Source organism: Actinomyces timonensis, from assembly GCF_040702965.1.
In the GTDB taxonomy this organism is placed as follows: domain Bacteria; phylum Actinomycetota; class Actinomycetes; order Actinomycetales; family Actinomycetaceae; genus Actinomyces; species Actinomyces timonensis_A.
Genome location: NZ_CP159989.1, coordinates 1,576,966 through 1,590,958 on the forward strand (window position 1 = coordinate 1,576,966; position 13,993 = coordinate 1,590,958).

The 13,993-nt window shown below is 73.1% G+C and carries 11 protein-coding genes and 2 pseudogenes; 6 read left to right on the forward strand and 7 right to left on the reverse strand.

The window, feature by feature from the left end; all coding sequences use genetic code 11:
* Window positions 1-111: 111 nt before the first annotated feature.
* Window positions 112-1,440: a deoxyguanosinetriphosphate triphosphohydrolase gene (locus ABXS69_RS06845; protein ID WP_366179983.1), complete on the reverse strand. Its 1,329-nt coding sequence runs from the start codon at window positions 1,438-1,440 to the stop codon at window positions 112-114.
* Between the two features lie 259 nt (window positions 1,441-1,699).
* Between ABXS69_RS06845 and ABXS69_RS06850 the strand changes: the two genes are divergently transcribed.
* A complete protein-coding gene (locus ABXS69_RS06850; protein ID WP_366179984.1) occupies window positions 1,700-2,926 on the forward strand; it encodes a glycosidase in 1,227 nt (408 codons plus the stop codon).
* Window positions 2,927-3,123: 197 nt separating this feature from the next.
* Window positions 3,124-4,149 carry a LacI family DNA-binding transcriptional regulator gene (locus tag ABXS69_RS06855; protein WP_366179985.1) on the forward strand — a complete coding sequence of 342 codons (1,026 nt, stop codon included), beginning with the start codon at window positions 3,124-3,126 and terminating at the stop codon, window positions 4,147-4,149.
* A gap of 185 nt (window positions 4,150-4,334) precedes the next feature.
* Here the strand turns inward: ABXS69_RS06855 and ABXS69_RS06860 are convergent.
* Together ABXS69_RS06860 and ABXS69_RS06865 are read right to left on the reverse strand one after the other, a co-directional pair.
* Window positions 4,335-5,381 (reverse strand): annotated as a pseudogene (locus ABXS69_RS06860) (glycerate kinase); the annotation flags it as partial.
* Complete coding sequence (locus tag ABXS69_RS06865; RefSeq protein WP_366179986.1) at window positions 5,378-6,766, reverse strand: dipeptidase; 1,389 nt, start codon at window positions 6,764-6,766, stop codon at window positions 5,378-5,380. The pseudogene ABXS69_RS06860 and the gene ABXS69_RS06865, both read right to left, overlap by 4 nt.
* 19 nt (window positions 6,767-6,785) lie before the next feature.
* Here ABXS69_RS06865 and ABXS69_RS06870 point away from each other — a divergent pair, with 19 nt between their 5' ends.
* Both ABXS69_RS06870 and ABXS69_RS06875 read left to right on the forward strand, forming a co-directional pair.
* The gene (locus ABXS69_RS06870) at window positions 6,786-7,403 is read left to right on the forward strand and encodes a DUF3043 domain-containing protein (RefSeq protein WP_366179987.1); all 618 of its coding nucleotides are present in this window, start codon (window positions 6,786-6,788) and stop codon (window positions 7,401-7,403) included.
* Between the two features lie 66 nt (window positions 7,404-7,469).
* Window positions 7,470-7,781 (forward strand): annotated as a pseudogene (locus tag ABXS69_RS06875) (aldo/keto reductase); the annotation flags it as partial.
* A gap of 55 nt (window positions 7,782-7,836) precedes the next feature.
* Here the strand turns inward: ABXS69_RS06875 and ABXS69_RS06880 are convergent.
* On the reverse strand, window positions 7,837-8,892 hold the full coding sequence (locus ABXS69_RS06880) for a quinone-dependent dihydroorotate dehydrogenase (RefSeq protein WP_366179988.1): 1,056 nt from the start codon (window positions 8,890-8,892) through the stop codon (window positions 7,837-7,839).
* Window positions 8,893-8,983: 91 nt separating this feature from the next.
* Between ABXS69_RS06880 and ABXS69_RS06885 the strand changes: the two genes are divergently transcribed.
* Window positions 8,984-9,892, forward strand: a complete 909-nt coding sequence (locus ABXS69_RS06885) for a neutral zinc metallopeptidase (protein WP_366179989.1) — start codon at window positions 8,984-8,986, stop codon at window positions 9,890-9,892.
* A 41-nt stretch (window positions 9,893-9,933) separates the two neighbouring features.
* Here ABXS69_RS06885 and ABXS69_RS06890 read toward each other — a convergent pair whose 3' ends face one another.
* Genes ABXS69_RS06890 through ABXS69_RS06900 form a run of 3 tightly spaced genes read right to left on the reverse strand, consistent with a single transcriptional unit; the run spans window position 9,934 to window position 12,849 of the window.
* Window positions 9,934-11,211: a lysophospholipid acyltransferase family protein gene (locus ABXS69_RS06890; RefSeq protein WP_366179990.1), complete on the reverse strand. Its 1,278-nt coding sequence runs from the start codon at window positions 11,209-11,211 to the stop codon at window positions 9,934-9,936.
* A gap of 47 nt (window positions 11,212-11,258) precedes the next feature.
* Complete coding sequence (locus tag ABXS69_RS06895) at window positions 11,259-12,200, reverse strand: phosphatidate cytidylyltransferase (protein WP_366179991.1); 942 nt, start codon at window positions 12,198-12,200, stop codon at window positions 11,259-11,261.
* Between the two features lie 7 nt (window positions 12,201-12,207).
* Entirely contained in the window at window positions 12,208-12,849 is a 642-nt protein-coding gene (locus ABXS69_RS06900) for a CDP-alcohol phosphatidyltransferase family protein (RefSeq protein WP_366179992.1), read from the reverse strand.
* Window positions 12,850-13,015: 166 nt separating this feature from the next.
* On the opposite strand from ABXS69_RS06900, the gene ABXS69_RS06905 reads away from it, so the two are divergent.
* Complete coding sequence (locus ABXS69_RS06905) at window positions 13,016-13,873, forward strand: MerR family transcriptional regulator (protein ID WP_366179993.1); 858 nt, start codon at window positions 13,016-13,018, stop codon at window positions 13,871-13,873.
* Window positions 13,874-13,993 lie beyond the last annotated feature (120 nt).

Here is a 13,993-nt window from a genome sequence, read left to right on the forward strand (position 1 = left end):
TCATCCTACGTCCGAGCGCTGACAGGCACCGACGGGCGCCGACGGGAACGGACCGGGCGCCAGGGGGCGGGGATGGGGGCGCGGCAGATCCCGGCTGATGGCGCCTCGCGCTCACAGCCCGTCAGGGATCTCGGAGAGCATCCCGCAGATGCGGGCGTGCCAGGCGCGGGCGGAGGTGTCGGTCAGCGAGGCGATCTGGTCGATGACCGCCCGGGCGCGCCCGGCGTCGTCGTCCGCGGCCCGCCAGAGGCCGGCGAAGATCGGGTCGAGGTGCTTGTCCCCCGACTCCAGGAGGGCGTCCGCCAGGTCGAAGATCTCGGTGCGCTGGATGAGGTAGACACGCTCGTGCTCCCGGGGGGCCATGACGTAGCGGACGGCGGCGCCCTTGAGGACGAGGATCTCGGCGGCCGTGGAGGCGGGGATGACGAGGTCAGCGGCGTAGCGGGTCAGCGGGCCGTCGCCGGCCAGCGCCCTGGTGGCCTGGGCCACCGCGCCGACGAAACGGCCGATGAGCTGGCTCGTGAGGTTCTTGAGGGCGGCGGCGTCGGCGACGCCGTGATCGTAGGAGTCGATCCAGTACGGGGTCCCGGCCAGGCGCTCCCAGGCGGCGCCGAGCTCGTCGGCGCTGAAGGCGGAGCCGTACCAGGCCCGCGTGGCGCCGACGATGCCGTCGATCTCGCCAGGGCGGTCGAGGGACCCCGGGTCCATGCGCCCCAGCGCGACGGCGTCCTCGACATCGTGGACGGAGTAGCCGATGTCGTCGGCCAGGTCCATGATCTGGGCCTCGATGCAGCGCCGACCGCTGGGCGCGCCGGCGCGCATCCACTCGAAGACATCCCGGTCGGAGTCGTAGACGGAGTACTTCCGGGCGCTCTTCCCGTCGGGCCCTCCGGGCCCCTCCCCCTTGGCCCAGGGGTACTTGGCGACGGCGTCGAGGCTGGCACGGGTGAGATTGACCCCCAGTCCGCGCCCGGCGGCGTCGATGGTCTTGGGCTCCAGGCGGGTCAGAATGCGGAAGGTCTGGGCATTGCCCTCGAAGCCGCCGATCGAGCGGGCGACCTCGTTGAGCGCCTTCTCCCCGTTGTGCCCATACGGCGGATGTCCCAGGTCGTGGGACAGGCAGGCGGCGTCGACGACGTCGGGATCGCAGCCGAGCTCCTGACCGAGAGCCCGTCCTACCTGCGCGACCTCCAGCGAGTGGGTGAGCCGGGTGCGCACGAAGTCATCCGAGGCGGGACCGAGCACCTGGGTCTTGGCCCCCAGGCGGCGCAGGGCTGAGGAGTGCAGCACACGGGCGCGATCGCGCTCGAAGGGGGTGCGCTGGGAGTTCTTCGCCCTCTCCGCCCAGAAGCGCTCGGCATCCTGCTGGCTGTAGCCCGCTCGGCCGCCGGGCGCCGGTGGCAGGGGGCCGCTGTCATCGCTGTGTGCTGGCAGGGTCATCCGCCCAAGGTAGCGCACGCGCCCTTGACGACCGACTCGGGCGTGCCGGGGCGACGGGCCCGGGAGCCGCGCGCCGACGGGCGCGTGATGCGACGCCTGCCGGGAAAAGATGGGACGACCTGCGCCGGACGCCCGGCATTGGTATGGTCGGTGCACCTGAGGCGCCCTGATCCCCGACGGGTCCTCTCCTCCAACTCTATCCTTGGCGCGCTGCCGGGTCGACGCCGCGCTCGCGCTCGATGGAAGGAAGCCGGCTGTCATGACGACGACAACCCTGGTCCATCGTCCCCAGAGCAACGATCGCGCTTGGTGGAGAGGCGCCCAGGTCTACGAGCTCAACGCCCCGGTGATCGGCCAAGTCGATCATGACCAGGCTGTCAGCCTGCTGGACCACGCCCAGTCGCTCAGCTTCGATGGTGTCCTCGTGCGCCCCAGCCTCTTCAGGCTGGGGGACCCCGCCCTGGAGGACCTCCGCCGCTTCTCCGATGCCGCCCACGCGCGGGGCCTGCGGGTCATCACCCGGCTCTCGGGCGCTCTCGGGCCGGTCACCGGTCGGCACGCGCATGACGACAACCCGCTGACAGCCGGTCAGGAGGCCCTGGGCCCCGGGCTCATCGAGCGCGCGGAGGGCTTCATCGCCGCGGGTGTCGACGGCATCGACCTGGGCGCGATCCTCCCACCCGAGGCCAGCGAGGAGACCAATCTCGACGTGCTGAGCCGGACGTGCGCGGAGCTGCTCATGCTCGTGAGCTCCTCGACGCCTGATGGCATCCTCGGCGCGGACGTCACCGCGGAGTACGGGGACAGCCTGCGCCACCACTTGCAGAAGGACTGGTTCCACCACCTGCGCAATGACAGGCTCTTCCTCACGCGCTGGGACGCCGACTCGATCGCCCGGCACCTGAAGGCCTCACTGGAGGAGTACGAGCGCTTCGGCGCCCCTCCCGCCTGGCGCGTCATGCCCCCGTACCGATACCGTCCCGACCTCGAGCCGAGCGACGACCGCCGCTGGTTCGTCACGGACCGAGCCACGCGCCTGCGCCGTGGGACCGCCCTCCAGACGCTCATGCTGGCGCTGCCGGGAGCCGTCTACCTCCGCCAGGGGGACGAGGTCGGCATCCTCGACGACGACAAGGACGACAGCCCGTTGGCGCTCGTCGGCGAGGTCAACCGCCTCGCGGCCGAGCAGGGCGATCTGCTCGGCTCCCCGGTGGCGACCGTCCGCCACGCCTCCCATCTGCGGAGGGAGAGGCAGCTCCCCCACGCCCCCATGGCCTTCGTCTCGGGGATGGGGTGGTGCCCGGATGACGCCCTGTCGATCCTGGTGCGGGACACGCTCGTCCTGACCAACACCACCGGCGCCTCGATCAGCCTCCCGGAGCGCGCCGAGGTGCTGCTGGCCTCGCATGAGCTCGCCCATGCCGATGGCCGCCTCGTCGTGCCGCCCACGACCACGGTGTGGTGCGTGGCAGACACCGTCGCCTGAGCCGGGCCCGCCGCCCCAGCCCACGACCCCCGCCCCACGAAATGGTGTCCCCGCACCCCTGCCCGCCGGGTACACGGGCGGCCCTCATCTCGGCGGGTGGCGCCGGATCGTGAGCATTCCCGGGCCAACGGGACGTAGAGTCATCCCAGCAACCAAGCATCGGCTCGGGCCGATCACCCATTCGCGAAGGGGTACCTGTGGCGCAGCGCATCACGCTGACGGACATCGCCGAGCAGGCCGGTGTCTCGACGGCGACCGTCTCCCGCGTGCTCAACGGCAAGTCGAACGTGGCCGACGAGACCCGGCGGCAGGTGCTCGCTGCACTCGACGTGCTGGGCTATGAGCGCCCCGAGTCGGTGGACAACCGTTCCCGCGGCCTGGTGGGCCTCATCGTCCCCGAGTTGAGCAACCCGATCTTCCCGCGCTTCGCCCAGGAGATCGAGCAGCTGCTCACCCCCAGCGGGCACACGCCGGTGCTGTGCACCCAGACGCCCGGCGGGGTCAGCGAGGACGAGTACATCGAGATGCTCGTCGAGCGGGGCGTGTCCGGCATCGTGTTCGTCTCCGGGCGGCACGCGGACACGACGGGCAATGTCACCCGCTACCAGAGGCTGCGGTCCCGGGGCGTGCCCCTGGTGACGCTCAACGGCAACGCGCCCATGATCAAGGCGCCCGGGTTCACCACCGATGATCGGGCGGCGGCGGTGATGGCCGTGGAGCACCTTGCCAGCCTCGGGCACCGGCGGATCGGATTCGCCACCGGCCCCGCGCGCATGGTCCCCGCCGTGCGCAAGCGCGCAGGCTACGAGGACGCGATGCGGGCGTGCTGCCCGGGCGAGGACCTGCGGATCGCGGAGAGCCTGTACACCTATGAGGGCGGGGCGACGGCGGGAGCCGCCCTGGCGGAGCAGGGATGCACCGGCATCATCTGCGGGTCGGACATGATGGCTCTGGGCGCGATCAAGGGGATCCAGTCCACCGGGCGCGCGGTCCCCACGGACATCTCCGTCATCGGTTACGACGACTCCCCCCTCCTGGCGATGACGCACCCGCCGCTGACGACGGTCCGCCAGCCGGTGGAGGCCATCTGCCGGGCGGCCGTGTCCACGCTGCTCTCGGCGATCAGCGGGGAGAGGCCCGTGGACGTGGAGATGACCTTCATCCCGGACCTCATCGTGCGGGGCTCGACCGCCACGGCCCCGGGGATCGCCGCGCTGCGCTGAGGCGGCGCCGTCGGCCCACCGCTCAGCGGGACCAGGTGCGCGCCAGTCGCCCCCCCCAGGTCCTCCAGGCCCCGGGCGATCCCGGGGGCGCCTCCGTCGAACCACTGCCGGCCGTCGCCGGCGGGGGTGAGCGCGTACTGCGAGACGATGCCCGCCCCGGCGAGCTCGCCGCGGGGAACGGCGGAGAGCCCGGTGACGAGGACCGCCGGAAGCGCCAGTCGGGACGCAGCCGCGCCGACCACGTCGACGACAGAGTCGGCCAGGATGTCATAAGCCTCACCGACGGCGGTGATGACCAGGTCGGCCTCCTCCGCGGCGGCCTGGAGGCCCGTCAGCCCCGCCACGACACGGGCCCCCGGGAGCGCCCTGGCCCCGAGAGCCCGGAGGATGATCGCCGCCCCTCCCCCAGCGCCCGTCCCCCACGCCGAGGGGCGCAGCGGCTCGTCCCGGCGGCCCTCCGCGCCTGTCCCGGCGCCTGGCGCCTGGCCGAGCAGGAGATCCTTGGGGACGAGATCTCCCCTGGCGAGGGCGGTCAGGAGCGCCGAGGCCCGGGAGCAGGCTCGGCGGTCGAGATCCTGGACCACGGCTGGGGCGAGCCCGGTCAGGGCGACGAGGCCCTGTCCCGCCCCGTTGATCCCGCCCAGGGGGGTGGTGTCGGCCAGGGCGAGGACGACGTCGCGCCCGGCGATCAAGGCGCGGGCACCCTCGGGCCCGCCGAGGGCGTCGAGCAGCCCAGCGCCGCCGTCGTGAGCCGCGGCGCGCGCGAGCCCGACGACGAGGACGTCGCCCTCACGGGCCCGCTCCAGCGCCTGGCGCACGGCCTCGCCGAGGCCCCAAGTGCTGCCGTGCTCCGCCTCACGGCCCGCCTCCCGGCGATCGGCGGGCACGGCGCTGGCGCTCGCGGCGTCGAGGACCCATGTGGCGCCCGCGGCGCCTCCGCCCCTCGCGCCCGCAGCGTGCGCGAGGCGCACGAGGGGCGCCTGCCGCGCCTGGCACAGCGGGCCCGGGACGTCGAGAACGGCGTGGTCCTCCACGGCCCCGGGCTGGATATCGGCGACGAGTCCGGGGCCGCCGTCGGGAATCGGCAGGAGCGCGAGGGCATCGCCCGGGCGGGCGCGCGCCCATCCGCGGGCCAGCGCCTCGGCGACCGCGCGAGCGCCCAGCCCGAGCTCGGCGATGGGGGCGCCCCCGGGTTCGGGGCGCATCGCCCCCGGGGCGAGGAGGACCCTCATGCCTCGATGGCACCGCCCAGGCGCGCCAGGAGGAGGGCCTCGGAGACGACGATGCGCTCCAGGTCCCCCAGGTGCATCGACTCGTCCTCGCCGTGAGCGCGGGTGTCCGGGTCCTCGACGCCGGTGACCAGGACCTGGGCGCCCGGGAACGTGTACTGGAGGGTGGCGATGAAGGGGATGGAGCCGCCCTGGCCGATGTCGACGGCCTTGGCCCCGAAGCCGGTGGTGAGGGCCCAGTGGGCGGCGCGGCCGGCGGGCGTGTCCGAGGAGCCGTGGAAGGCGGGGCCGGCCTCGCGCCCGGTGACGGTCAGGCGCGCGCCGAAGGGAGCGTGGGACGCCAGGTGGGAGGTGAGCGCCTCGATCGCCAGCCCGGGGTCCTGGCCGGGGGCGATGCGCATGGAGATCCGGGCGGTGCAGGAGGGGGCGAGCACGTTGCCGGAGCGCTCCAGGGGCGTGACGTCCATGCCGATGACGGTGATGGTCGGCTTGGTCCACAGCCGGGCGGTGAGGTCCCCCGTGCCGATGAGCTCGACGCCGGGCAGCACACCGGCGTCAGCGCGGAAGTCCTCCTCGGCGTACTCGGGGAAGTCGGGGGCGGCGGCCGACTCGCTGACCAGCCCGGGGACGGTGACGTCACCCACGTCGTCGTGGAGGGTGGCCACGAGTCGGCACATGGTGGTCACGGCGTCGAGGACGGGGCCGCCGTACTGGCCGGAGTGCAGGGCGTGGTCGAGCACGTCGATGCGGGCGTCGACCTGGACGACGCCCCGCAGCGAGGTGGTGAGCGCCGGGACCCCGACCCTCCAGTTCGAGGAGTCGGCCACGATGATGACATCGGCGTCGAGCCGGTCGCGGTGGGCGGCGAGGAAGGCCTCGAAGGACGGCGAGCCGACCTCCTCCTCCCCCTCGATGTACACGGTGACGGAGCAGGGCAGCTCCCCGCCGCCGAGCTCGCGCAGGATCCGCAGGGCGTGGATGTGCGTGACGACGCCGGCGCCGTCGTCCGATGCCCCTCGCCCGAAGAGGCGCTCGCCCCGCCGCTCGGCGACGAAGGGGTCGGCCTGCTGCCAGGCGGAGGGGTCGCCCACGGGCTGGACGTCGTGGTGGGAGTAGATGAGCACGCGCGGGGAGCCGGCGGGGCCATCGGCGTGAGCGAGGACCGCGGGGCGGCCGGGCGTGCCGTCGGGGCAGTCCACGCTGGTCACCTCGGCCGCCAGGCCGGCATCGCGCAGGAGACCGGCCACGTGCTCGGCGGAGCGGAGCACCTCGGCCTGGTCGTGGCTGGAGGCGGAGACCGAGGGTATGGCCACGAGATCGGTCAGGTCGGAGACGATGGAGGGGAAAGCGTCGCGCACCGCGGCGCGGATCGAGTCGACGGTGATCATGGTTTGCAGGGTATCGCGGATGAGCCGCTACCCTGGGCCGGTGAAGCTCTTCAAGAAGAACGAGGCTCCCGCCACCGCTCCCGAGCCCGAGACGACGCCGTCCAAGGCCGGGGGGAAGGGCCGCCCCACCCCCAAGCGCAGGGACGCCCAGGCCAAGCGCCTCCACCCGGTGGTGCCCACGGACCGCAAGGCCGCCAAGCGTGAGGCCCGGGCGAGGCGCGACGAGGCGTGGGAGCGCCAGCGCCGGGCGATGGAGACCGGGGATGAGCGCTACCTCCCCGCGCGGGACAAGGGACCGGTCAAACGCTACGTCCGCGACTACATCGACGCCCGCTTCTCCGTGGGCGAGTTCTTCATCCCAGTGGCCTTCGCCGTCCTGATCCTGGGCCTTTTCGGGCAGTCGATGCGGGGGCTGATGCTGGGGCTCTTGGTCGGCCTGTACGCGCTGACCCTCGTCATGATCCTCGACGTCATCGCCTGCTGGCTCATCCTGCGCCGCCGTCTCGACGCCAAGTTCGGGCGCGAGGCGTGGTCGTCCCAGGGCCGGGTCTTCTGGTACATCATGGCCCGCTGCGTCAGCATGCGCCGGATGCGCCAGCCCAGGCCGCAGGTGTCCCGCCGCCAGTTCCCCGACTGACGCGCCGTCCACGTTCGCCGCCAGCGCGCGAGCCCTTCCAGCGCGGCGCGCCGCTACGACTACGAGACCCCGCTGGAGGAGACCATGCAGGCCTTCGCGGACGTGATCCGCGCGGGCAAGGCCCTCTACGTCGGGGTCTCGGAATGCACGGCCGAGCAGATCCGCGCCGGCCAGGGGCTGGCCTCCCAGACGGGCTTCCGTCTGTTGTCCAACCAGCCCCAGTACTCAGCGCTGTGGCGGGTCATCGAGGGCGAGGCCTTCCCCGCCTCCACCGAGCTGGGGATCGGGCAGATCGTCTTCTCCCCCATGGCCCAGAGGGTCCTGTCCGGCAAGTACCTGCCGGGCGCGGAGCCGCCCGCGGGCACGCGCCCCGCCTGATCGGGCCGGCTGGCCCCGTGCGCCAGATCCCGCCCCTCCGGTCGGAGATGGCGGCTCAGCGCACGGGGCGGCGGGCGTGGGAGACGGCCAGGGCGCGGTTGATGCGGCCGGGCCAGGCCGGGCCGTTGTAGATGAAGGCCGAGTAGGCCTGGAGGAGGTCGGCACCGGCCTCCAGCATGAGCTCGGCGTCCATGATCGAGGAGATGCCGCCGACGCCGATGATCGTGGGCCCCTCCCCCAGTCGCGCGCGCAGGCGGCGCACGACCTCCAGGGCCCGGGGCAGCAACGGCGAGCCGGACAGCCCCCCCTCGCCCAGGTCATGGGCGATGGTGGTGTTGGTGGCCACCACGCCGTCGAGCTCCAGCTCGCGGACGAGGTCGGCGACGGCGTCGATGTCCTCGTCGGCCAGGTCCGGGGCGATCTTGACCAGGAGCGGCACGCGCCTGCGCGCGGCGGCGTCCCCGGCCTCGCGCACGGCGACGAGGATCGGCCTGAGGGACTCCACGCTCTGCAGGTCACGCAGGCCGGGGGTGTTGGGGCTGGAGACGTTGACGACGATGTAGTCGGCCCAGCGGGCCACCCGGGAGGCCGAGTAGCGGTAGTCCTCGACCGCGTCCTCGAGCGCGGTGGCCTTGGTCTTGCCGATATTGGCGCCCACGACGATCGAGCGGCCCCGCGGCGTCGAGCGCAGGGCTCGCAGGCGGCGGGCGGCCTCATCAGCGCCGTCGTTGTTGAATCCCATGCGGTTGCGGATCGCGCGCATCTCGGGGTAGCGCCACATGCGGGGCTTGTCGTTGCCGGGCTGGGCGCGGGCGGTGAAGGTGCCGACCTCGATGAAGCCGAAGCCGAGCATGTCCAGGCCCTCGATGGCCCTGCCCTCCTTGTCCATGCCCGCGGCCAGGCCCATGATCCCGGGAACCGGGCGGGCGAAGGGGCCGCCCTGGGAGGCGCTGGGCACGGGCAGGCTCGGGCGGCGCCCCCACATCTGGCGAACGACGTCGCGCACGATGGGAACGCGCCCGGTGGCCTCGATCGCGTCCATGCAGATGTCGTGGATGACCTCGGGATCGATTCGCGTCAGCACGGTCTTGTACAGCAGGTCGTAGAGCACGTGGCCAGCCTACCTGTGCTCTGCCAGTACCCTGGTGCCGTCCCGCGCCGGAGGACCAGTCGTCCGGCTCCCGCACCGCATCGGAGGAACCGTGTCCTTCAACTCTGGCATCGAGCTCGACCCCAACCGGGTCTCGACGCGATCGACGGGGCGCCGCGGCGCCGCCATCGGCGGCGGGTCCGTGGTGGCGGTCATCGCCGTCATGCTGCTCTCCCAGCTCACCGGCGTGGACCTGACCGGCCTGGTCAGCCCGGACGGCGGCGGGGGCACCGCTCAGACGGGCCCATCCTCGATCGACACCTCGATGTGCACCACTGGCGAGGCGGCGAACACGTACACGCAGTGCCGCATGGTGGCCACCGCCGAGTCCCTGGACGCGGTGTGGGGCGAGCAGCTGCCCGCCCAGGATGGGCGCGCCTACGCCAGGCCCGAATTCGTCCTGTGGGATGGCAGCAGGGTCTCCACCGCCTGCGGGTCCGCCAGCAGCGCCGTCGGCCCCTTCTACTGCCCCGGCGACTCCACCGTCTACCTCGACATGTCCTTCTTCTCCGACATGGAGTCCCAGCTCGGCGCCAATGACACGCCCCTGGCCGAGGAGTACATCGTCGCCCATGAGTTCGGCCACCACATCCAGAACCTCCAGGGAACGATGCGCAAGACCGACCGCTCCGGCACCGGCGCCGACTCCGACTCTGTGCGCACCGAGCTCCAGGCGGACTGCTACGCCGGCGCCTGGGTCCACTACGCCTCCACGACCAACGACCCCGAGACCGGCAGGCCCTTCCTCAACACGCCCAGCGATGAGGAGATCCAGACCGCCCTCAACGCCGCCTCCGCCGTGGGCGACGACCACATCCAGCAGCGCTCCGGGGCCCGCGTCAACTCGGACTCCTGGACGCACGGCTCCTCCGAGTCCCGTGTGCGCTGGTTCAAGACAGGCCTGGAGCGGGGCGACCTCAGCGCCTGCGACACCTTCGCCGTCGACGCCTCCCGGCTCTGAGGACCGCGCGGCGGCCGCAGCGCTGACGGGCGCTGACGGGCTCAGCGCTCCCAGTGCTTGATGACGCGGCTCAGCAGCACGCCGAAGGTCGCTCCCGTCGCCACGAGGTAGGGGCCGAAGTGCTGGCGCACGAGGTGGCCCAGCGGCTTCTCCGCGATGACGATGAGGGCGGTGGACGCCGCCATGCGCGCCGCCCGCTCCCCCGTCGCGTGGAGGGCGACCCGCCCGAGGGGCAGCCCGCGCCGACCCGACTCGGCGGCGAAGAGCTTGACGGGGATGCCCGTCAGCGCCTGCATCCAGTAGCCTCTCGGGCCCCGATCCAAGTAGCGCGCGGTGGCCCCGCGCATGGCGGGCCGCGTCCACGGGGCGGGCAGGCGCGTTCCATGGGAGGCGAGGACGTGGCCCAGGAGCACTCCGCTGACTGATCCGGCGACGACGGAGGCGCCCCGCCGCCACAGCAGGCCGGGCTGGGTGATGCCGAGCCAGACCTGGCTCATCTCCGCCATGACGGGGAAGGAGAGGGCCTCGGCCATCCCCCACGCGAACATGACGGCGTCCCCGCGCGCCCCGCTCATCGCCTGCGCGGCGATGGTGTGGATGTCGGAGACCGGGTAGGGCCGGCGCGGCTCGCTCAGGAGGCCCGCGATCTGGGCTCGGGCCTCCTCGCTCACCGCCACGACGTCGTCGCTCGGGGGTATCGGCTCTCCGACCCGCACCTCGACGGGCGAATAGCGGGGCATTCCGCCCTTCTTCGGCATGAGCTCGCGCGATCCCACGAGCGCGACGGGGAGCACGGGGATGCCGAAATCCCTGGCCAGGCGGGCCGCGCCGGAGTGGAAGCGGCCGAGCTCGCCGTCGACGCTGCGCGTTCCCTCGGGGAAGATGAGAACGCTCATGGATTCGGCGACGCGGTCCTCCAGGACGCCGCGCAGCTCCTCGTAGGCGCCCTCGCCGTCGCGGCTGACGGGGTAGGCGCCGAGCAGGCCGCGGGCCACCAGCCGGCGCGATCGCTTGACGAACCAGTAGTCCTGAGCGGCCACCGTCACCACCCGCATCATGGTCGGCGAGGCGCTCATGAGGGCGATCGTGTCCGCGTGGGAGCCGTGGTTGGCGACGACGACGTAGGGGCCGGTGGAATCGAACTCGCCCTCGACTCGCACCCCGCCGAAGGGCGCGATGACGGCGGACCAGAGCTTCTGGCGGGCGACGGCCCGCCAGGTGACCTTCGCCGGGGTGCGCACCACCGAGCGCAGGCGGGAGCCGGCCCTGCCGATCTCGGAGGCGCCCGGCAAGGTTGAGAGGGAGGATGGCAGTGGCATGGGAGATCCTTCGGTTGATCGGTCTGCTGGGATGCCCGCCGCGGCCATCAGGCGAGCACCGCGGCCAGGGGGAGGACGAGGAGGAGGGAGTCGACGCGGTCGAGGAGGCCCCCGAAGCCCGGGAGCCAGGCGCCGGCGTCCTTGACGCCGGCGGTGCGCTTGATGAGGGACTCCAGGAGGTCGCCGAGCACACCGCCCACGCCGATGGCGACGACCGCCCCCGGGCTCAGCGAGCCCAGGAGGGTCAGGACGATCACCGTGCCGGTGAGCGTTCCCGCCAGCCCGCCGACTGTCTTGTTCGGGGACAGGGGCGACAGCGGGCGGCGCGCCCAGGCGAAGCGGCGCAGGCCCATCCCACCGCACCAGGCGGCGACGTCAGCTGCCGCGGCGGCGAAGGCGATGAGGAAGGCGTCGTGCCACAGGACCACCAGGTGGGCCAGGGACCAACAGATCCACACGGAGGCAAAGCCCGTGATGCTCGCCCGGCGCAGCCCATCGGCACTGTCCCCCTCAAGGACAGCGGGCAGGGCGCACACGAGCACCATCACCGGGGCGAGCGCGAGGAGGCTGGGACGGAGCCATGCGGACAGCGGGTATGCCGCCGCCAGCAGGAGCAGCAGGAGGGTCTCGGCCCTGGGCAACCGCGCCAGACGGGCGAGCTCGCGGGTGGCCTGCGCTGCCAGGGCAGCGGCGAGCAGCGCCGTCGTGCCCCTCCCTGCCCAGATCGGCAGCCCGACGACGGGCACGATGACCGCCCAGGTCATCCACCGCTCACGCAGCTCGGCCTTGTGGGAGAGCGCGACCGCCGCACCGCTGAGCGCCAGTACCGCCAGGGTGGCACAGGCCAGCAGAACAGCCCTGCCCGTCAGGGTCAGCCCGATCCACGGGATGGTGACGGACCAGGAGCGATCACCGCCGAGCGCCCATCCGGCTCCGCCCGATGCGATGGCGGATATCGGTCCTAGTGGGAGGAGCGGTAGTCCGGGCATGGGGCCCTCACTCCGCGGGGCCGGCGCCCAGCGGGCTCACGCCCTCCGGCAGGGGGCCGGGCGAGGGGAGCAGGCGGTGGGCGCGCGCCAGTCGAGCCCCGGCGGTGAGGATCGAGCCGGCGATGAGCAGCCACGCCACGGGCGCCAGCCACGAGGGCACGGCGGAGGCGACGACGGCGATGAGGCATCTCTCGGTCTTCCCCAGCGGTCCGCCGTTGAGCCTGGGGGCGCCCGCGCCCGCGGCGGACAGGCTGATGAAGGTGGGCAGGGTGGCCGCGAGCGCCGCGATGAGCAGCGCGACGATGGTGGCGCGTGGGGCCCCGATCCGCACGCCCAGGCCGACGAGCCCCGCCATCATGAGCAGGTCGGAGGCGCGGTCGCCGATCTCGTTGAGAACGAAGCCGAAGGGCCGGGACACGCCCCGGGCCCGGGCGACGGCGCCGTCGAGGTTGGCCCCGCCCAGCCGCGCGGCCAGCAGGAGGAAGGCGAGGGGCCACCAGCCCAGGGCGATCGCGCCGGCGCCGAGGGCCCCGGCGATCACGCCGACGAGGGTCCACGTGTCAGGGCTGATGCCGTGCCTCACCGAAGCGTTGATGAGGAAGGTGAGTCTCCGGGTGTACCAGTGCTTGAGACCGTAGAGGGAGGGCATGACTCGAGGCTAGCAATCCGGTGCCGCGAGATCGCGGAAAACGCCTGGGCACTGATGGGGAGCGCTGCACACGGGCGCCCCGGGGGCGCTCAGGGGCCGCTCGGGAGCGCGGCGCCGGGCGCCCTCCTCCTCGGCGCCGCTGCCGTCTCCCTGCCAGACTGGGCGCATGCGAGTCGCGGAGATCGCCCGGCTGACGGGCACCACGGTGCGCGCTGTGCGCCACTACCACTCCCTCGGGCTGTTGCCGGTTCCCGCCGAGCGCGGTGGCTGGCGGGACTACGACCTGAGCCACGTGGCGCGCCTGTCGCGCATCCGCTGGCTGGTGCGGGCCGGGGTGCCGCTGAGCGCCGTCGCCCGTGTGCTCGACGGCGCGGAGAACGGCGGTCCCGGAGCCGATCACGCGCCGACCGGCGCCGATGATGGTCCGGTGAGCCGCGATCTCGCCGCTGCCCTCACCTCCGTGGAGGCCCATTTGGAGGAGGTCGCCGCTCAGCGCGACATGCTCGCCGCCCTGCTGGAGCGCGCTCGTGAGGGGATGTCGGTGAGCCCGATGCCTCCGCGCATGGCCGCGTTCTTCGATCGCATGGAGGCGGCGGCACCGGATGAGCGGACCCGGGCCGCGGTGAGGGCGGATCGCGACGCCGTCGACCTGGCCTGCTACCGAGGGCAGATGCCCGCGGAGGCGGAGCTCCTCTTCCCCGACCCGGGCACCGATGATGACGCCGCCACCCTGGCGGACTACGGGAGGGCCGGCGAGGGGCTGGACGAGGAGGAGGCCGAGGCGATGGCCGCCGAGATGCTCAACCGCCTCATGCGGCGCGCGGGGCCCGAGCGCCTGCGCGCGCTGGCCCGGTCCGCGGACCGAGAGGCCATCCGCGCGCTCTTCCAGCTCTTCTCCTCCTTCGAGCAGTTGGGCTCCGCCTACGCCCGTGCTCTGGAGCGCGGGCTGCTGGAGGCGATCGACGACTGGGGGCAGGGGCGGGGCCCGGGCACCGACCATGAGGGCGCGCCGTCAGCGCCCTGACGCCCACGCGGCGACGGCGGCTCAGGGAGGCGCTGTCGGGCTCCGTTGACGCCTTGGCTAGGACGAGGAGGGAAGCCTCCACGCACGGGGCTTGCGTGCGACGCGGCGTCGCACCCGACG

Excerpts from the sequence above, each read along its gene's own strand:
- ABXS69_RS06845 (WP_366179983.1), bottom strand. The coding sequence starts at position 1,440 with ATGACCCTGCCAGCACACAGCGATGACAGCGGCCCCCTGCCACCGGCG.
- ABXS69_RS06850 (WP_366179984.1), top strand. The coding sequence starts at position 1,700 with ATGACGACGACAACCCTGGTCCATCGTCCCCAGAGCAACGATCGCGCT.
- ABXS69_RS06865 (WP_366179986.1), bottom strand. The coding sequence starts at position 6,766 with ATGATCACCGTCGACTCGATCCGCGCCGCGGTGCGCGACGCTTTCCCC.
- ABXS69_RS06870 (WP_366179987.1), top strand. The coding sequence starts at position 6,786 with ATGAGCCGCTACCCTGGGCCGGTGAAGCTCTTCAAGAAGAACGAGGCT.
- ABXS69_RS06890 (WP_366179990.1), bottom strand. The coding sequence starts at position 11,211 with ATGCCACTGCCATCCTCCCTCTCAACCTTGCCGGGCGCCTCCGAGATC.
- ABXS69_RS06895 (WP_366179991.1), bottom strand. The coding sequence starts at position 12,200 with ATGCCCGGACTACCGCTCCTCCCACTAGGACCGATATCCGCCATCGCA.
- ABXS69_RS06900 (WP_366179992.1), bottom strand. The coding sequence starts at position 12,849 with ATGCCCTCCCTCTACGGTCTCAAGCACTGGTACACCCGGAGACTCACC.
- ABXS69_RS06905 (WP_366179993.1), top strand. The coding sequence starts at position 13,016 with ATGCGAGTCGCGGAGATCGCCCGGCTGACGGGCACCACGGTGCGCGCT.